The sequence below is a fragment of the Duganella sp. AC237 genome (genome assembly GCF_979254035.1).
The window spans coordinates 4,146,188-4,163,368 of sequence record NZ_CEEDEW010000003.1 but is presented as its reverse complement, the minus strand read 5'-3'; the positions used below and the strand labels follow the sequence as shown (position 1 = coordinate 4,163,368).

Annotated in this window: 18 protein-coding genes; 13 read left to right on the top strand and 5 right to left on the bottom strand. The window is 64.5% G+C overall.

What is annotated here, in order from left to right; translation table 11 throughout:
• Positions 1-124: 124 nt before the first annotated feature.
• Complete coding sequence (locus AC0IYS_RS18415) at positions 125-1,006, top strand: hypothetical protein (protein WP_471706535.1); 882 nt, start codon at positions 125-127, stop codon at positions 1,004-1,006.
• On the opposite strand, the gene AC0IYS_RS18410 is transcribed toward AC0IYS_RS18415, so the two are convergent.
• Positions 992-2,101 carry a DNA topoisomerase IB gene (locus AC0IYS_RS18410; RefSeq protein ID WP_471706534.1) on the bottom strand — a complete coding sequence of 370 codons (1,110 nt, stop codon included), beginning with the start codon at positions 2,099-2,101 and terminating at the stop codon, positions 992-994. The genes AC0IYS_RS18415 and AC0IYS_RS18410 overlap by 15 nt on opposite strands.
• Before the next feature lie 75 nt (positions 2,102-2,176).
• Complete coding sequence (locus tag AC0IYS_RS18405) at positions 2,177-2,404, bottom strand: hypothetical protein (RefSeq protein ID WP_315212814.1); 228 nt, start codon at positions 2,402-2,404, stop codon at positions 2,177-2,179.
• A 165-nt stretch (positions 2,405-2,569) separates the two neighbouring features.
• Here AC0IYS_RS18405 and AC0IYS_RS18400 point away from each other — a divergent pair, with 165 nt between their 5' ends.
• Genes AC0IYS_RS18400 through urtE form a run of 6 tightly spaced genes read left to right on the top strand, consistent with a single transcriptional unit; the run spans position 2,570 to position 9,239 of the window.
• Positions 2,570-3,697, top strand: a complete 1,128-nt coding sequence (locus tag AC0IYS_RS18400) for a porin (RefSeq protein ID WP_471706533.1) — start codon at positions 2,570-2,572, stop codon at positions 3,695-3,697.
• A 24-nt stretch (positions 3,698-3,721) separates the two neighbouring features.
• Positions 3,722-4,978, top strand: a complete 1,257-nt coding sequence (gene urtA, locus AC0IYS_RS18395) for an urea ABC transporter substrate-binding protein (RefSeq protein ID WP_471706532.1) — start codon at positions 3,722-3,724, stop codon at positions 4,976-4,978.
• 55 nt (positions 4,979-5,033) lie between these two features.
• On the top strand, positions 5,034-6,626 hold the full coding sequence (urtB, locus tag AC0IYS_RS18390) for an urea ABC transporter permease subunit UrtB (protein WP_471706531.1): 1,593 nt from the start codon (positions 5,034-5,036) through the stop codon (positions 6,624-6,626).
• On the top strand, positions 6,623-7,741 hold the full coding sequence (urtC, locus tag AC0IYS_RS18385) for an urea ABC transporter permease subunit UrtC (protein WP_471706530.1): 1,119 nt from the start codon (positions 6,623-6,625) through the stop codon (positions 7,739-7,741). The genes urtB and urtC overlap by 4 nt, the downstream gene beginning before the upstream one ends.
• Entirely contained in the window at positions 7,738-8,535 is a 798-nt protein-coding gene (gene urtD, locus AC0IYS_RS18380; protein WP_471706529.1) for an urea ABC transporter ATP-binding protein UrtD, read from the top strand. Before urtC ends, urtD begins: the two co-directional genes overlap by 4 nt.
• 5 nt (positions 8,536-8,540) lie before the next feature.
• Entirely contained in the window at positions 8,541-9,239 is a 699-nt protein-coding gene (urtE, locus tag AC0IYS_RS18375) for an urea ABC transporter ATP-binding subunit UrtE (RefSeq protein WP_471706528.1), read from the top strand.
• A 15-nt stretch (positions 9,240-9,254) separates the two neighbouring features.
• Here the strand turns inward: urtE and AC0IYS_RS18370 are convergent, their stop codons facing one another.
• Positions 9,255-10,139 (bottom strand): c-type cytochrome, encoded by an 885-nt coding sequence (locus AC0IYS_RS18370; RefSeq protein ID WP_471706527.1) that lies wholly within the window; start codon positions 10,137-10,139, stop codon positions 9,255-9,257.
• Between the two features lie 120 nt (positions 10,140-10,259).
• Between AC0IYS_RS18370 and AC0IYS_RS18365 the strand changes: the two genes are divergently transcribed.
• The 6 genes from AC0IYS_RS18365 to AC0IYS_RS18340 all read left to right on the top strand — a co-directional run bounded on the left by AC0IYS_RS18365 (position 10,260) and on the right by AC0IYS_RS18340 (position 16,161).
• The gene (locus tag AC0IYS_RS18365; protein ID WP_471706526.1) at positions 10,260-10,619 is read left to right on the top strand and encodes a c-type cytochrome; all 360 of its coding nucleotides are present in this window, start codon (positions 10,260-10,262) and stop codon (positions 10,617-10,619) included.
• The gene (locus AC0IYS_RS18360; protein WP_471706525.1) at positions 10,616-11,587 is read left to right on the top strand and encodes a cytochrome c oxidase subunit II; all 972 of its coding nucleotides are present in this window, start codon (positions 10,616-10,618) and stop codon (positions 11,585-11,587) included. Before AC0IYS_RS18365 ends, AC0IYS_RS18360 begins: the two co-directional genes overlap by 4 nt.
• On the top strand, positions 11,584-14,130 hold the full coding sequence (locus tag AC0IYS_RS18355; protein ID WP_471706524.1) for a cbb3-type cytochrome c oxidase subunit I: 2,547 nt from the start codon (positions 11,584-11,586) through the stop codon (positions 14,128-14,130). The genes AC0IYS_RS18360 and AC0IYS_RS18355 overlap by 4 nt, the downstream gene beginning before the upstream one ends.
• A 2-nt stretch (positions 14,131-14,132) precedes the next feature.
• The gene (locus AC0IYS_RS18350; protein ID WP_471706523.1) at positions 14,133-14,462 is read left to right on the top strand and encodes a hypothetical protein; all 330 of its coding nucleotides are present in this window, start codon (positions 14,133-14,135) and stop codon (positions 14,460-14,462) included.
• 127 nt (positions 14,463-14,589) lie between these two features.
• Entirely contained in the window at positions 14,590-15,483 is an 894-nt protein-coding gene (locus AC0IYS_RS18345; RefSeq protein WP_471706522.1) for a hypothetical protein, read from the top strand.
• Between the two features lie 33 nt (positions 15,484-15,516).
• On the top strand, positions 15,517-16,161 hold the full coding sequence (locus tag AC0IYS_RS18340) for a GNAT family N-acetyltransferase (RefSeq protein WP_471706521.1): 645 nt from the start codon (positions 15,517-15,519) through the stop codon (positions 16,159-16,161).
• 6 nt (positions 16,162-16,167) lie between these two features.
• Here the strand turns inward: AC0IYS_RS18340 and AC0IYS_RS18335 are convergent, their stop codons facing one another.
• Together AC0IYS_RS18335 and AC0IYS_RS18330 are read right to left on the bottom strand one after the other, a co-directional pair.
• The gene (locus AC0IYS_RS18335) at positions 16,168-16,515 is read right to left on the bottom strand and encodes an ArsR/SmtB family transcription factor (protein ID WP_471706520.1); all 348 of its coding nucleotides are present in this window, start codon (positions 16,513-16,515) and stop codon (positions 16,168-16,170) included.
• Between the two features lie 9 nt (positions 16,516-16,524).
• Positions 16,525-17,001, bottom strand: coding sequence for an SRPBCC domain-containing protein (locus AC0IYS_RS18330; protein ID WP_471706519.1), 477 nt, complete (start codon positions 16,999-17,001; stop codon positions 16,525-16,527).
• Between the last annotated feature and the right edge of the window lie 180 nt (positions 17,002-17,181).

Sequence of the window (17,181 nt, the reverse complement as noted above, 5' to 3'; positions counted from 1 at the left end):
AAGGGAGTTCGATTCTACTCCGAAGGCGGGTGCAACGCGACCATCGCACAACCCGGCATGTGGCCGATATGTTAAGATTTTCCTCCCGCCAATAACCGATTTTTCTATGCGTTCGATATTTGCAGTGCTGCTCGCATGTTCCTTGCCGTGCGCGGCCCACGCGGCCGATTGGCATCCGTTCCGTTGGTATATGGCCAGCATCGGCGGCGGTCCCGTCGAACGGGTGGCGATGTTGTTGCCGGTGAAGGTCAACGGTGTCGATTGCCGGGTGCAGCTCGACACCGCCGTCGGCCAGGAGTTGATTTGGACCCGACAGTCGCCGGCGGCACAGCCGCAGCAGCCTGCGGCTCCTGCCCAGCCGGCGCTGATCGAACTGGCCGGCATCCGCAAGTCCGTTTCCGCGCAAGCGGCCAACCTCGAAGCGCTGACGGCGGAAAATTGTTCGGCGGGGACCATCGCCACCGTAGGCAGCGCCTTTTTCGAGCACGGCACGCTGACGCTGGACCTGGGCCGCGCGCGCTTCGCGTTCGCGGAGTCTGCCAGGCTGGCCGACGAGCCGGCGGCCAGGCCATTCCGCTACACGCGCTTGGCCGAGGGTGGCGGCGCACCGCTGGTGGAACTCAAACGTCCTGGCGGCAAGACCGGCTACGCGGTGCTGGACACCGGGTCGGCGCGTTTTGACCTGGCGGCTCTCACGCGCCAGCAGTGGGACGACCTGTCCGGTGGTTTGCCGCCGGAAGCGGGGCCGAAGGTCCGGGCATTTTCGGTACCGAGTTGGGGCCGGCAACTGCCTTGCTACGAGACGACGCTCGACGGCGGCTTCGAGGTCGGCGGCGCATCGGTGCCGCAAGCGAACGTCTCATACTGCATCGACGAAGGCTTCCGGCCACCTGCCGACACGCTCGGCGTGTTAGGCATGCGTCCGTTTGGCGACCGCGTGATCACGCTCGACTTCCTGTCGCGGCGCTGGCGCCTGTCGGACCGGCCATCCTCAAGCGGCCTGTAGCCGCTGCTGCAACAAGGCCAGCACGGCCGCTTCCTCCGGACGCAGCGCGTGCAGGTCTTCCTTCAACTCTTCCTTGGCGCGCTGGCGCAGCGCCGTCAGCATCGTGCCGTCGAGATACGACTCAATTACCGCCGGATGCACATAGCATTTGCGGCAAATGGTCGGCGTGTTGCCGAGCTTTTTGGCCACCGATTCGATGGCCTGCACGATGTTCTTCTTGGCCTGCGCCTCGGAGTCGTACTTTTCATATTCCAGCAGCGCCACCGCCGCCAGCACCGTGCCCGACCAGGTGCGGAAGTCCTTGGCGGTATAGTCCTCGCCGGCGATCGATTGCAAATACTCGTTGACGTCGGCCGAGCCCACCGTGTGCGGGTTGCCGTCGTCGTCGACGTACTGGAACAGCTCCTGGCCCGGCAGGTCCAGGGTGCGGCGGATGGTGTTGGCCAGGCGCCGGTCCTGCACCTGCACGGTGTGGTTGACGCCGCTCTTGCCCCGGAAGCGGAATTCGACCTTGGTGCCGTCGAGCCGCACGTGGCGGTCGCGCAATGTGGTCAGGCCGAACGATTTATTCTCGCGCGCGTATTCCTCGTTCCCGATGCGCATCATCGTCGCTTCCAGCAGGTAGACGATGGTGGCGAGCACCTTTTCACGCGGCAGGCCCGGCAGCTTGAGCGCGGCGTCGACGGCCTTGCGGATGGCCGGCAGCGCCTTGCCGAATTTGAGCATGCGCTCGTACTTGGACTCGTCGCGCACCGAACGCCAGCGCGGGTGGTAGCGGTACTGCTTGCGGCCGCGCGCGTCGCGTCCCGTCGCTTGCAGGTGGCCCAGCGGCTGCTTGCAGATCCAGACGTCGGTCCAGGCCGGCGGTATCACCAGCGACTTGATGCGCGCGAGCGTGTCGGGGTCCTTGATCTTGTCACCGTCGGCGTCGACATAGTAGAAGGTCTTGCCGCGCTTGCGGCGCGCGATGCCGGGCTGGTCGTCGTGCACATAACGCAGGCCGGCCGATTTGGCCGCCGCCGACGCTTCCGCCGCCGCGTCGGCCGTCGCGGGTGTCGCGGCCGGGGTGTTTGCCGCTGGGTGATCGCGCTTCATTACTGTCCTCGTCTCTCAGGTTAGGAAATAATCCTACCTCTTGAAACAGGGCAATGATGTGCGATAGCGCACGGTTTAATCCATGCGTTTGAGGCGCTGGCCAACGATGCTCCACTTACATGGTGTGCCGTCGACGGTGCCGCACAATACCCAGCCGGTGCCGATCTTTTCGACGCCGATCTCGCACTCCAGCTCCTTGGCCAGCTTCTCGGCCCAGCCGCGCGCCGCGCCCTGGCCTTTGAACAGTTCGTTGCCCTCGTAGATCACGGTGGCGTCGAATACGGGGGCGGCAAAGATGGTCATGATGGGGCTTTCTTGAAATCTGAAAGCGACATTGTGCACCAAATCGCCATGTCTGCGACCATGTCCCGGCTTTACCACTACGTCATTCGACGTATTCCCCGCCTTGCCCCCGCTGGCTAAAGTTGCAACATTAGTTCAACAATAGTCCAACCAAGGGGAAACACGATGCGTCTGAAACGGGGAAGCCGGCAAGTGCTGCTGGCGGCGGCGGTGGCAGCGGGTATGTCCAACCCGGCTTGCGCCGGCGCGACGATCAACATGGGCGACGACAAGTCGGTCAGCGTCGGCTTCGGCCTGCGCGAGAGCTTCACCAGCGCGGAAGACGCGGCGCCCAACGGCAGCGGGCGTTCGCAGGACTTCAACCTCGACAGCGGCCGCCTGTATTTCGGCGCCTCGCTGAACAAGAACATCAAGGGCATGTTCAACACCGAGTGGGACGGCGACAAGATCCGCGTGCTGGACGCCGCCGGCCAGTTCGCCATCTCCCCCGAATTCAATATCTGGGCCGGCCGCCTGCTGTCGCCGAGCGACCGCGCCAACATGGCCGGTCCTTACTACTCGATGGGCGGCGGCTACTGGGCCGGCGTGGCCTCGCGCTACGGCTACAACGGCGGCATCTTCCGCGGCCGCGACGACGGCGTCGTCGTCTGGGGCAATGTCGCCGACGGCAAGCTCGGTTACTCCTTCGGCGCCTTCGAGGGCCACACCTTCGGCATCGGTTCGCTGACGCAGTCGCAGGCCAAGGCGGCCGGCGTCAAGGCAGACGACTCGCTGATGTACGCGGGCCGCCTTCGGTACGACTTCTGGGACGCGGAACCGGGCTACTACGGCACCGGCAATTTCCTCGGCAACGCCGACATCCTGTCGATCGGCGTGGCGGGACGCTATCAGAAGGACGGCATCCTGACCGTCGCCAAGAGCGGCAAATACAGCTCCTACAACGTCGACTTCCTGATGGAGAAGCGCATCAAGGGCTCCGGCGCGGTGGCGGTGGAAGCGGCCTACTACGACTATGACACCGACAATATCGTCCTCGCGGAGCAGGGCAAGGCCTATTCGGCCGGCCTCTCGTACATCTTCGAGCAGAAAGTCGGCTGGGGCAAGGTCCAGCCGTTCGCGCACTGGCAAAAATTCTCCGCCGATACCAACATCGACACCAAGCAGCTCGACGCCGGCGTGAATTACGTCATCGACGGCTATAACGCCCAGGTCAGCGCCTTCTACTCGAAGACCAAGGTCACCAGCGTGGCCAGCCAGGACAAGTTCTCGGTCACTTTGCAGCTGCAATACTAATCTCGCCACCCACGGAGTCATCACATGCAAAATCGTCGCAATTTCATCGGCACCATCAGCCGCATCGCCGCCGCCACGTCCCTGCTGGCCGCCGGTGTCAACGCTTACGCCGCCGACACCATCAAGGTCGGCATCCTGCACTCGCTGTCCGGCACCATGGCCATTTCCGAGACGTCGCTCAAGGATGTCGCCTTGATGACCATCGACGAGATCAACGCCAAGGGCGGCGTGATGGGCAAGCAGCTGGAGGCGGTGGTCGTCGATCCGGCCTCCAACTGGCCGCTGTTCGCCGAAAAGGCGCGCGGCCTGATCGCCCAGAACAAGGTGGCCGCGGTCTTCGGCTGCTGGACATCGGTGTCGCGCAAGTCGGTGCTGCCGGTCTTCAAAGAGTTGAATAGCCTGTTGTTCTACCCGGTGCAGTACGAGGGTGAGGAACTGGAAAAGAACGTCTTCTACACCGGCGCGGCGCCAAACCAGCAGGCGATTCCCGCCGTCGAATACCTGATGAGCAAGGACGGCGGCGGCGCCAAGCGCTTCGTGCTGCTGGGGACCGACTACGTTTATCCACGCACCACCAACAAGATACTGCGCGCTTTCCTGAAAAGCAAAGGCGTGAAGGATAGCGATATCGACGAGGTGTACACCCCGTTCGGCCATTCCGACTACCAGACCATCGTCGCCAATATCAAGAAGTTCTCGGCCGGCGGCAAGACGGCGGTGATCTCGACCATCAACGGCGACTCCAATGTGCCGTTCTACAAAGAGCTGGGCAACGCCGGCCTGAAGGCGACCGACGTGCCGGTGGTGGCGTTCTCGGTGGGCGAGGAGGAACTGCGCGGCGTCGACACCAAGCCGCTGCTGGGCCACCTGGCGGCATGGAACTACTTCGAATCGGTGAAGAATCCAGTGAACACGGACTTCATCAAGAAGTGGAAAGCCTACGCCGTCGCCAAGAAGCTGCCGAACGCGAAAACGGTCGTGACCAACGACCCGATGGAAGCGACCTACGTCGGCATCCACATGTGGGCGCAGGCGGTGGAGAAGGCCAAGTCGACCGACACCGACAAGGTGATCGCCGCGATGGGCGGCCAGACCTTCAAGGCGCCGTCGGGCTTCACCCTGACGATGGACGCGACCAACCACCACCTGCACAAGCCGGTGTTCATCGGCGAGATCCGTGCCGACGGCCAGTTCAACGTCGTATGGAAAACGCCGGGTCCGGTGCGCGCGCAGCCTTGGAGCCCGTACATCCAGGGTAACGAGGGCAAGCAAAAGCTGTAATCGGGAGCCGGCCGCCGTCCGGCGGCCGGCCGGCTTCATTAGAGGAAGACGTATCTTGAAAAAACTCCTGCTTATCGCCGCACTGCTGCTCACCGGGGCGGCACAGGCGGCCATCGACAGCGCCTTGCTGGCGCCATTGACCGGCAACGACGCCGACGCCCGCATCGTGGCGGTCGGCCAGATCGGCGCCCTGGCCAATGACGACGCCACCCGCCTGCTGATGGCGATGAAAAACGGCGACGCCTACGCGACGCCGGACGGCCAGGTCCTGATCGTCACCGACGACAAGGCCTACAACCCTGCCACCGGCGCCACCGGGCCGCTGCCCGAGGGGATCGATGGCCTGATGATCAACAACCGGCTGCGCGGCGCCATCGACGACGCGCTGTCGGCGCTCAAACTCCTGTCCCCCGACCGCACCGAACGCCTGGCGGCCGTCACCGAGCTGCAAAAAAGCGTGACCATGGCGCAGGCGCCGCTGATCGACAAGGCGCTCGCCAAGGAAACCGACGCCGATATCCGCCCCTTGCTGCAACTGGTCGCGGCCACCGCCAACCTGCAATCGCCCGATGCCGTCAAGCGCAAAGCGGCGGTGGAGGCACTGGCCGACAGCAGCAACGCCAACCTGCGCCCGACACTGCAGGCGATGCTGAACAAAAACGCCGACGGAACACCGGCCGAACCGGATGAAGGCGTGCGCGTCGCCGCCGCACGCACCTTGGCCGCCATCGACAGCCGCCTGGCGCGCACCGAATTTATCGGTAATGTCTTCTACGGTATCTCGCTGGGCAGTGTATTGCTGCTCACGGCCTTGGGCCTGGCCATCACTTTTGGCCTGATGGGCATCATCAATATGGCGCACGGCGAGCTGCTGATGATCGGCGCCTACACCACTTATCTTTGCCAGACGGCCTTCCGCCAGTACTTCCCGTCGGCGGTGGACGCCTACCTGATCGCCGCGCTGCCGGCCGCCTTCCTGGTGACGGCGGCGGTGGGCGTGGCGATGGAGCGCACGGTGATCCGCTGGCTCTACGGCCGCCCGCTGGAAACGCTGCTGGCCACCTGGGGCATCAGCCTGATATTGATGCAGGGCGTGCGCACCATCTTTGGCGCGCAAAACGTCGAAGTTGCCAATCCATCGTGGATGTCGGGCGGCGTGACGGTGCTCGGCAACCTGGTGCTGGCCTATAACCGCATCGCCATCATCGTCTTCGCCATGATCGTGGTGGCCGGCGTGTGGCTGATCCTGAACAAGACGCGACTGGGATTGTTCGTGCGCGCCGTGATGCAGAACCGCCGCATGGCCGGCTGCGTGGGCGTCTCGACCGCCAAGATCGACATGATGACCTTTGGCCTGGGTTCCGGCATCGCCGGCCTGGGTGGCGTGGCGCTGTCGCAGCTGGGTAACGTCGGGCCGGACCTGGGCCAGGGTTACATCGTCGATTCGTTCATGGTGGTGGTGCTGGGCGGCGTCGGCCAGCTGGCCGGAACCATCATCGCCGCGATCGGCCTCGGTGAGGCCAACAAATTCCTCGAGCCGGTGGCGGGCGCGGTGCTGGCCAAGATCGCCATCCTGATCTTCATCATCATCTTTATCCAGAAGCGGCCGCAGGGTCTGTTCGCCATGAAAGGCAGGAGCGCTGAATGATTCATAACTCGCCGGTTCAAAGTTCATTGTTCTCGCGCCGGGCGTGGAGCGGCATCGTGGCGACCTGCGTGGTGCTGGCGGCGCTGCCTTTGCTTAACCTGGTTTTCCCGGAAGGTCACGCGCTGCACGTGCCAAGCTACATGGTCAGCCTGATCGGAAAATTCATGTGCTACGCGCTGGCCGCGCTGGCGTTAGACATGGTGTGGGGCTACGCCGGCATCCTGTCGCTGGGCCACGGCGTGTTCTTCGCGCTGGGAGCCTATGCGCACGGCATGTACCTGATGCGCGCCATCGGCAGGGATGGCGTGTATCAAAGCGATCTGCCGGACTTCATGGTCTTCCTCGACTGGAAAACCTATCCGTGGTACTGGACCGCGACCGACAGTTTCTGGTACTGCCTGGCGCTGGTGGTGCTGGTGCCCGGCGTGCTGGCCTTCGTGTTCGGCTTCTTCGCTTTCCGTTCGCGCATCAAGGGTGTGTACTTCTCCATCATCACACAGGCGATGACGTATGCCTTCATGCTGCTGTTCTTCCGTAACGACACCGGCTTTGGCGGTAACAACGGCTTCACGGACTTCAAGCGCATCCTCGGGTATTCGATCAGCGCGCCGGGCACCAAGGCGACCCTGTACCTCGTGACCCTGGCGGTGCTGGCCGGCTCGCTGCTGCTATGCCGCGCGATCGTGCAATCGAAGCTGGGGAGGGTGCTGCAGGCGGTGCGCGATTCGGAGTCCCGCTTGATGTTCATCGGGTACAACCCTCTGTGGTTCAAGTTGTTCGTGTGGACCCTGTCGGCGGTGCTGTGCGGGATCGCCGGCGCCTTGTATGTGCCGCAGGTGGGCATCATCAATCCGTCCGAGATGTCGCCGGCGAATTCGATCGAGATGGTGATCTGGGCCGCCGTCGGCGGGCGCGGCACGCTGATCGGTCCTATCATCGGCGCGTTCTCGGTCAACGGTTTGAAGAGCTGGTTCACCGGCGCCTTCCCGGACCTGTGGTTGTTCGCATTGGGGTTGATATTTATTTTAGTGACGCGCTATCTGCCGCAGGGCATCGCCGGTCTGGCGGCGCGTTGGGGCAACGGTTCGGGCAAGGCCAAGGAGGAGGCGGCATGAGCGGAAACGAGAGCTATGACCGCGTTGCAGGCCAGGGACTGGATACGACGCACGGCGCGATCCTGTATCTGGAGGAGATCACGGTATCGTTCGACGGCTTCCGGGCGCTGAATAAACTGAGCCTGGATATTTCGGTCGGCGAGCTGCGATGCATCATCGGACCCAATGGCGCCGGTAAGACGACCATGATGGATGTCATCACCGGCAAAACGCGGCCGACGTCGGGCACCGCCTGGTTCGGCCAGACGATGGATTTGAGCCGCATGACCGAGTACCAGATCGCCCACGCGGGCATCGGCCGCAAGTTCCAGCGCCCGACCATCTTCGAGCAGCACACGGTGTTCGAGAACCTGGAACTGGCGATGAAGACCGACAAGCGGGTGCGGCCGACGTTATTCGCGCGGCTGAACTCCGAGCAGCGCGGCAAGATCGACGAGATCCTCAAGCTGATACGCCTGAACGGCAGCGAGGCGCGTTTGGCCGGCCTGCTGTCGCACGGCCAGAAGCAGTGGCTGGAGATCGGCATGCTGCTGATGCAGGAGCCGCAGCTGATTTTGCTCGACGAGCCGGTGGCCGGCATGTCGGACGCAGAGACGGCGCGCACGGCGGAACTGCTGAACGAATTGCGCGGCAAGCATTCGATCATGGTGGTCGAGCATGACATGGCGTTCGTGACGGAGATCGCGCAGCAGGGCGTGGTGACGGTGCTGCACGAGGGCTCGGTGCTGGCGCAGGGAACAATGGCGCAGGTGCAGTCCGACGAGCGGGTGATCGAAGTCTATCTGGGACGCTGAAGAATATGCTGCAAGTTGAAAAAATCGATCAGTACTACGGTTCCTCGCATACCTTGCGGGGCGTGTCGCTGGAGCTGGAACGCGGCAAGTGCATGGCGCTGTTGGGCCGCAACGGCGTGGGCAAGACCACCTTGTTGAAGTGTTTGATGGGTGTGTTGCCGGTGTCGGCTGGCAGTGTGAAGCTGGAGGGACGCGACATCACGCGCATGGCGCCGCACCAGCGGGCGAGGGCGGGCATCGCCTACGTGCCGCAGGGACGCGAGATATTTGCGCGCCTGACGGTGGAGGAAAATCTGCTGACGGGGCTTGCCACGCATAGCGGCAAGAAGGCCGGCATCATCAAGGGCGAGGTGTACGAGCTGTTTCCGGTGCTGAAGGACATGCTGCACCGGCGCGGCGGCGATTTGTCCGGCGGCCAGCAGCAGCAACTGGCGATCGCGCGCGCCTTGCTGGCGGAGCCGAAGCTGATCATCCTCGACGAGCCGACGGAGGGTATCCAGCCGTCGATCATCAAGGACATCGGCAATGTGATCCGGCTGTTGCGCCAGCGCGGCGACATGGCGATTTTGCTGTGCGAGCAGTATTTCGATTTCGCGCACGAGCTGGCGGACCAGTTCATGGTGCTGTCGCGCGGCGAGGTGGTGGCATCGGGCGTGCAGGCGACGATGGGCGATCCGGACGTCAAACGCCATCTGGCGGTTTGATACGGGATATTCCCGCTATTGAGAAAGCAAATACGCCGCCATGTCGCGCGCGTCCGATTCGGTAACGTCCATCGCCGGCATTGCCGTCTGCGGATTGATTTGCCGGGGATCGCGTATCCACCGCGCCAGGTTGGCGGCGCTGTTGGGCAGGTGGCCGGCGATGTATTTACGTGCCGCCAGGTCTTTCAGCGGTGGGCCGACAAAGGTATCCGGCCCGGTCACGCCAGGAATGACATGACAGGCGTTGCACGCGTATTGACTGAGCGCGAGCCGCCCACGCAAGGCGTCCGCGTGGGCGCGCTCGGGACGGGGGGCGCGCGGCTGCGCGCCGGCCTGTTTGGTAATGGCCGCATACGCCTGCGGCGACATCTCCGGCAGCGCGACCAGAAAACCGACCACCGCCCACAAATCCTCGTCCGCCAGATGGAATTCCCACGCGGGCATGCCACTCATCTTGATGCCGTGGCGGGTGATCCAATACAGTTCATTCGGACGCCAGCGGCGCGAGGCGTCTGCCAGAGGTCCCGGCACCGGCTGCATGCTCTTGCCGATATCGTCCTGTGCGACGCCCGGCGCGCCGTGGCAGACCACACAATTGTCTCGATATAGTCCGGCTCCGCGCAGCAGTGCCGGCGAAGATGACACGCCGCCCGACGGCGCCCGCGCCTTGGCTTGCGCCACGAACGTTGGCGTTTGGATGTCGCGCGCATAGTGCCGCACCGATTCGCGCATGCCCTGTTCAAGCACCGTGTGCACCGGCTGGAAGTGCAGCTTGGTCGAGGAAATGTCGTAATAGCCGCCGAAGAAAACCACCGCGCCCACGGCCGCGCCCAGCGCTCCGAGCGTCGCCAGCGTGGCGGCGACGGTGATCAAAACGAGTCGTCGGCGGTGCATCGTCATCGTTCGAGCCCTTCGCCGAACGGGCCGACAACGCCGCGCCGGCTGGTGTTCTGTTGAAAATAGCGAAATGATATGTTTCTTGTATTATAGCCATTCAACTGGCTTGAGCAGGTTCCAATCGTGCGCATCCTTTCCTTCTCCCTACTGGCGTTGTTGGCCGCCTGCGATACCGGCGAGCAGGCGCGTTCGCCGGTGCCGGGAGGCGATGTCGGACGTGGCAAGCTGCTGCTGGCGCAGTACCAATGCGGATCCTGCCACCAAATCCCGGACGTGGCGGCGGCGCGCGGCACGCTTGGACCGGCGCTGGAGAGCTATGGCCGCCGCAGTTATATCGCCGGCCAAATTCCCAATCGTCCCGATTCGCTGGCGCGCTGGATCGTCGATCCGGCGTCCCTGAAGCCCGGCACCGCGATGCCCGCCATGGGCGTCTCGGAGGCGGACGCCCGCGACATGGCAGCCTACCTGTACGCGTTGCCATGAGCGTATCCACGAGTCCAACCGAGTGGCTGCAATCGGCGCTGCACCCGGCCGGACCGGATGCCGCCGTCATCGCGCAACTGACATGGGTATTGTTCATCGGCGGCACGCTGCTCTTCATCGGCGTGGTGATCCTGTGCGCGATGAGCCTTCGCGGCGGGCGTCCGGTAAGGCCGATGGTCTGGATCGTCGGCGGCGGCGTGTTGCTGCCGCTGGTGCTGCTGTCGGCGTTGCTGGTGTTCGGCACCTGGCGCAGCGCCCAATTGAGCCAGCCGACGTCCCAGCACGCGATCAAGATATCGGTGATCGCGCGCATGTGGTGGTGGGAGGTGCGCTACACCGATCCCGCCGGCGGCGAGGATATCGTGCTGGCCAACGAGATCCGCGTGCCGCTCGGCCAGCCCGTGTATCTGGGCCTGAGCAGCGCCGACGTGATCCACAGCTTCTGGGTGCCGGCGCTGGCGGGCAAGGTGGACATGGTGCCGGGCCGCGTGAACGGCATGACCTTGCAGGCGGATCGCGCCGGCGTGTACCGCGCGCAGTGCGCCGAATACTGCGGCGAGCAGCACGCGCGCATGGCCTTGCATGTCGTGGCGCAGTCTCCGGCCGAATTTTCCGCGTGGCTGGCTGCGCAGGCGCGGCCTGCCGGCATCGTGGTACAAGGAGGCGAAGTCGAACGCGGGCGGCGCGCCTTCGACGAACAGCGTTGCGCCGCCTGCCATACGATACGCACGGGACCAAACAGGAGCGCGACGTCGGACAACGGCGTCGCCGCCCTGGGCCCGGACCTGACGCACGTCGGCAGCCGCCTGTATCTGGGCGCGGGCACCTTGCGCAACGGGCAGGGTGCGCTGGCGGCGTGGATCGCCGATCCGCACGTCGCCAAGCCGGGCGTGCGCATGCCCGCCAGCGCCGACATGGACGGCGCCACCCTGCGCGCGCTGGCCGCTTACCTGGAGCAGCTCAAATGACGGCGGTACGCGATCTCCCCAGCTCCCTGCCAAGGCCGGCGGGAGAGCTCGAACAACTTGAACGGGTCTGGCGCACGCCGCGCGGCCTCGCCTTCCTCACTTCAGTCAACAACACCACTATCGGGCTGCTTTACATCGGCACCGCGCTGCTGTTCTTTATTCTCGCCGGTATCCTGGGGTTGATGATCAGGGCGCAGCTGGCGGTTCCGGAGAGCGCGCTGCTCAGCGCCGGCACCTACAACCAGGTGTTCACCATGCACGGCACGGTGATGATGTTCCTGTTCGCCATTCCCGTGGTCGAGGCGATCGCCGTGTTCCTGTTGCCCGGCATGCTGGGCGCGCGCGACCTGCCATTTCCGCGCCTGTCGGCCTACGCGTTCTGGGCCTACGCGGTCGGCGGCCTCGGTTTTTTCATCAGCCTGTTCTGGGGTCTGGCGCCGGACGGCGGCTGGTTCATGTATCCGCCGCTGACGGGCAAAGAGTATTCGCCCGGCCTGAACGCCGACTTCTGGTTGCTGGGCATAGGCTTCATCGAGATCTCGGCGATCGCCGGCGCCATCGAGCTGATTGTCGGCATCTTGTTTACGCGGGCGCCTGGCATGACCCTGGGCCGCATGCCGGTGTACGCGTGGGCCATGCTGGTGGTGGGCGTGATGATCGTGTTCGCGTTCCCGGCGGTGATCGCCGGCACCACCTTGCTGGAACTGGAGCGCGCCTACGACTGGCCTTTCTTCATTCCCGCGCGCGGCGGCGACCCGCTGCTGTGGCAGCACCTGTTCTGGTTCTTCGGCCACCCTGAGGTGTACATCATCTTCCTGCCGGCCGCCGGCATGGTGTCGACGATGATCCCGGCGCTGGCCGGCACGCCGCTGGTGGGGCACCGCTCGATCGTCGCCGCGCTGGTGGCGGTGGGCTTCTTCAGTTTCGCGCTGTGGGCGCACCATATGTTCACCGCCGGCCTCGGGCTGCTTGAAACGAGCCTGGTGTCGGCGGCCAGCATGGCGGTGGCGATACCCACCGGCGTGCAGGTGTTCGCGTGGATCGCTACGCTGTGGCGCGGGCAGGTGCGCATCAACGCGCCGACCTTGTTCCTGCTCGGTTTCATGTTCATCTTCGTGCTGGGCGGCCTGACCGGCGTGATGGTGGCGGTGCTGCCGTTCGACTGGCAGGTGCACGACACCTATTTCATCGTCGCCCACCTGCACTATGTGCTGATCGGCGGCCTGGTGTTCCCGATGTTCGCGGCGCTGTATTACTGGATGCCGCTGGTGAACGGCAACCGCATGTCGGAGCCAGCCGCGCGCTGGGTGTTCGGGTTGATGTTCGGCGGGATGAATTTGGCGTTCTTCCCGATGCATATCACCGGTTTGCTCGGCATGCCGCGCCGGGTGTACACATACTCGCCCGAGATGGGATGGGACCTTCTGAACCTTGTATCCAGCATCGGCGCCTTCGCGCTGGCGCTGGGTGTGCTGGTGTTTATCGTCGACGCGGTGCGCACCTTGCGCCTGCCGGAGCGCGAGCATGGCAATCCGTGGCGCGCGTCCACGCTCGAATGGCTGCCGGCCGACGATTACGCCACGCGCAGCATTCCGCAGGTGGAGTCGCGCGAGCCTTTGTGGGACAGGCCGCGACTGGCGCGGGAGGTGGAAGAGGGCGCGCACTGGTTGCCGGGTACCGCGACCGGGCGGCGCGAGTCCATCGTCACCAGCCCGGTGCGGGCGCGCCCATTGTATCTGCTGGTGCTCCCGGGCGACAGTTGGTGGCCGTTCGCCGCCGCCGTCGGCACGGCCGGCTTCTTCCTGCTGCTGACGATCAAAATGACCTTGGTCGCATGGGCCTGCGGCATCGTGGCAGTGGCCTCGGTGCTGGCGTGGATGTGGCAGTCGGACACACCGCCGGTGCAGCGCACGGCCAAGGTCTCCGACGACGTGTCGTTGCCGGTCGGCGTCTCCGGCACGGCCTCGCATTCGTGGTGGGGCACGGTCATCATGCTGGTGGTGGACGGCACCATCTTCGCCGCCTTCCTGTTCGCCCATATCCACATATCGATGCGGCTGGAGGTATGCCCGCCGCCGGGCAGTCGCCTGCCCGAACCGTTTTGGCCGCTGCTGTCGTGTGGTTTGCTGCTGGCCGGGTCGCTGCTGATCGAATGGACCCGGCGCACCTGCGCCGTCGTGCCGGATAAGGCGCGCAAGGCGCCCCGCCGGGGACAGGGCTGGCAGCGGCTGGCGATCGCGCTGGCGTTGGCGTGCATGCTGGGCTCCTTCGGACTCGATCTGCGCGGCCAGGCGCTGGCGGGTCTCGATCCGACCGGGCACGCGTGGGGCGCGACCGTGGCGGCGATGCTGGCCTATCAGGGCCTGCATGCGGTGCTGCTGTTCATCCTGGCGGGTTATCTGTTGGTCCGTTCCTGGACCGGCAGGCTGACGCCGCCCGCCCGCGCGACCCTCGACAACTGTGCGCTGGTGTGGCACTACGCCACGCTGCAAGGCATCGTCATCGCGGCGGCGGTGCAGTGGCTGCCCAAACTGATGGGATGATCATGCGCACCCAAGACCGGCTTTTGAGTAAAATGACGCTGGCGGTGGCGCCGCTGCTGATCTGGGCGGCGCACTTCTTTTTTTGCTATGCGTGGACGGCTGCGGCCTGCCAGCACGGTGCCGATCCAGGCTTGGCGCTGACGGTGGCGTCGGTGCTGGCGCTGGGCGCGGCGGCCCTTCTGCTGGCGCGTGCGGTACGGCCGGCATGCCGCGCGTCGCAGCCTGTGCGCCTGGTCGTCTGGGTCCATTTGGCGTCGGCGGCGCTGGCGCTGGTGGCCATCGTGTGGACTTGCGTGCCCATGTTGATGCTGGGGATGTGTACCGCGCCTTGAGCGTCCCTGGCTGGTTTTCGGCCGTCGGCGCGGCAACGTTTTGTGACAAAGCGCGCATTTTCGCTGTTAAATATTGTGCTACATTGCTTTGTTTTCTTTTTGAGTGGCGCCCGCGCCGCGTCGTCACATGCAAGTAAAGCATTCGCTGTACGCGTTCCTGTTGTTGATGTTCGCGCTGTGCGCACTGTATTTTTACTCCAGCTTTCCACGGCCTGCGAGAGCGCCGGCGTCGCCGCATCGCCCCGCAGACGCCTGGCTGGCCAATCCGCGCGCCGCGCACCATGCGCCATCGGCCGATACGGTCCGTGTCAATCTTCCAGCCGCCGCCACGGGTGTGCCGCTGGCGACTCAAATCGATCTTCTGGTCTCCACCGGCGTGCCGGCCGACGCGTTGCGCGCTTACTGGCTGGCGCAGGGCTGCATCGACTTCGCGGAGAAGGGCATAGCACTGACGGAGGATCCACAAAGCCCAACGTTTTTGCGTGGGCTGACCGACGAGGAATATCGGGCGCAGACGGCGCTTTGTGCCGGTCTCACGGAGCGCATCAAGATGTCGCGCCTTGACCATCTGGCGATCGCCGCCAGGGCAGGGGTGAGCGGGGCGGACGACGCGTTCCTGCGTGTCGGTCCGTTCGGCGATCGCAGCGCGCTGAAGACGCGGCCGGACGATCCGTTGGTGAAGGCGTGGCGCTTGGAGGCGGAGCAGTTGTTGACGGCCCACGCGGAGGCGGGCGACATGATAAGCATGTTGACCTTGATGCGGGAGTACAGCTATGGCGGGACGCTGGACGCCGATCCGGCGCTGGCGCTGCGCTATACCTACGCGGTGAGCGATATATTCGATCGGATGCTGGCACGGAGCGACCCGAATTTCCCCAATCCTTACAAAGCCCAGGTGGAAATGGCGTTGAAGGGGCCACTATCGACGCAGCAGGTCACCACGGCGATTGCCGCCGGCAAGGACATGGCGGAGAAGGCGGCCGAGCAGCAGGCGAAGAATCGCGCCGCCGCCGGCCAGTGAGCGCCGGTTAGTCGACAGGAGCGCAGACCTACGATGGGCAAGCCGAATATCTCCAGTGCCGTCGCCCCCGAGTTGCTGGCGGGTTGGCTTGCCGCACGGTCGGTCGCGCGCGGCTTGCCGCTGCCGGTAGCCGACAGTGGCGGGCTGCGCGTCGACACGGGATCGGACATCGAAGTTCGGCGCTATGTGTTCGCCGGACCGGTGCAGGAAATACGCGAGCTGGCGAAATCGATTACGCAATCGCGCACCCTCATCAAAATGATCGGGCCTGCCGAACAACTGCTGGAACTCGTGCCGGCCGCATGGCAATTGCAGCCCGGCGCCCACGTCATGGTCCACGATGGCGCACAGGATGCGCGACCCGCCTTGCCTGCAGGGTATCGGCAGGAATTGGTCATGGAAGGCTGCACCACCCTGGCCCGTATTTTCAGCGTCGATGGCGACCTGGCCGCCAGCGGCTATGCGGCCGAATACGGCGGGACATTCATTTTCGACCGCATCATCGTCGAGGAGGCGCATCAGCGACGAGGGTTGGGCAGGGCGATGATGGAGGCGCTGGGTTCCGCGCAACGCTCAGGCGCCACGCGGCGGGTTCTCGTGGCGACCGATGCTGGGCGTGCCCTGTATTCGACGTTAGGCTGGACTGTTATTGCGCCTTATTCCACGGTGGCGAATTAGTACGCTTCATTTCGCCTCCGTGTGCTCATGCAATAGCGCGTCCAGTGCATCGAAACGCTGTTCCCACATCTGGCGGTTGACCGCTACCCAGTGCCCAAGGACGTCAAGTCCGTGGCCGTCGAGCTCGCACATGCGAACGCGCCCCACCTTGCGCGTCTGCAGAATTCCGCAGGTTTGCAGTACGCGAAGATGCTGGGAGATAGCGGTAAGCGTGACATTCAGCGCCGCAGCCAGCGAGCTGACCGATTGCGGCCCTTGCGCGACCAACTTGACGATTGCGCGGCGCGTGGCGTCGCCCAGCGCGGCGAAAACCTGGTCCGCCGCGTCCGTGTGCATTGCCTGTACTTGGTTCATGCGAGTCCTTTAGTTGGCCGCTACGGCAGCATGCAATTGGTCCAACAGTTGCTGCCAGCCGGCCCGTCGCATCTCCGGGCCGTCCGCACCGTCGCCGTACATCGCCTGATGGGTGAAGACCAGGCGGGTGGCGCCGGATTCGTCGCTGAAGAACTCGAACGTGTGCAAGGACGCAGAAAAACGGCGGCCGCCCATCGCCATCGTCGCGGCGGCGACGATGCGCTGTTGCGGCACGATATCGAGGAGATATCCGTCCGATTCCAGCGTCACTCCGGCGAAGGGCGTATCGGGCTTGAAGCGGTAGCGCGCCAGTTCGCGCCCGCCAACTTCGAATTGCATGTCGTAGTGCTCGATCTCATGCTGGGCGCCTTCGGCAAACCAGCGCTTCTTCTGGAGCGGATCGCTGAACGCCTGAAACACGCGTGCCAGCGGGGCGGCGAAGGTACGTTCCATGGTGAAGGTATCGAATTGCGCTGACTGAGCCATAATCTTTCTCCGATAGTGAAGTTGAGGCTTCAGTTTATGTAGATTGAATAGTGAAGTCAAGACTTCACTGATGTGGCATCGGACCGCGTGCCAAGCGGGATGGGCCGTGCGTGCTGCCGATTGGATGGGGTAGCAGGGATGTTATGCAGGCGGCAGTGTGACAATCCGCGTCTTTCTACT

Bases quoted from the DNA above. Each gene is read 5' to 3' on its own strand.
- AC0IYS_RS18410 (WP_471706534.1), bottom strand. From the start codon at position 2,101: ATGAAGCGCGATCACCCAGCGGCAAACACCCCGGCCGCGACACCCGCG.
- AC0IYS_RS18335 (WP_471706520.1), bottom strand. From the start codon at position 16,515: ATGAACCAAGTACAGGCAATGCACACGGACGCGGCGGACCAGGTTTTC.
- AC0IYS_RS18345 (WP_471706522.1), top strand. From the start codon at position 14,590: ATGCAAGTAAAGCATTCGCTGTACGCGTTCCTGTTGTTGATGTTCGCG.
- urtA (WP_471706532.1), top strand. From the start codon at position 3,722: ATGCAAAATCGTCGCAATTTCATCGGCACCATCAGCCGCATCGCCGCC.
- AC0IYS_RS18405 (WP_315212814.1), bottom strand. From the start codon at position 2,404: ATGACCATCTTTGCCGCCCCCGTATTCGACGCCACCGTGATCTACGAG.
- urtC (WP_471706530.1), top strand. From the start codon at position 6,623: ATGATTCATAACTCGCCGGTTCAAAGTTCATTGTTCTCGCGCCGGGCG.
- AC0IYS_RS18340 (WP_471706521.1), top strand. From the start codon at position 15,517: ATGGGCAAGCCGAATATCTCCAGTGCCGTCGCCCCCGAGTTGCTGGCG.
- AC0IYS_RS18400 (WP_471706533.1), top strand. From the start codon at position 2,570: ATGCGTCTGAAACGGGGAAGCCGGCAAGTGCTGCTGGCGGCGGCGGTG.
- AC0IYS_RS18350 (WP_471706523.1), top strand. From the start codon at position 14,133: ATGCGCACCCAAGACCGGCTTTTGAGTAAAATGACGCTGGCGGTGGCG.
- AC0IYS_RS18355 (WP_471706524.1), top strand. From the start codon at position 11,584: ATGACGGCGGTACGCGATCTCCCCAGCTCCCTGCCAAGGCCGGCGGGA.
- urtD (WP_471706529.1), top strand. From the start codon at position 7,738: ATGAGCGGAAACGAGAGCTATGACCGCGTTGCAGGCCAGGGACTGGAT.
- urtE (WP_471706528.1), top strand. From the start codon at position 8,541: ATGCTGCAAGTTGAAAAAATCGATCAGTACTACGGTTCCTCGCATACC.
- AC0IYS_RS18360 (WP_471706525.1), top strand. From the start codon at position 10,616: ATGAGCGTATCCACGAGTCCAACCGAGTGGCTGCAATCGGCGCTGCAC.
- AC0IYS_RS18330 (WP_471706519.1), bottom strand. From the start codon at position 17,001: ATGGCTCAGTCAGCGCAATTCGATACCTTCACCATGGAACGTACCTTC.
- AC0IYS_RS18370 (WP_471706527.1), bottom strand. From the start codon at position 10,139: ATGACGATGCACCGCCGACGACTCGTTTTGATCACCGTCGCCGCCACG.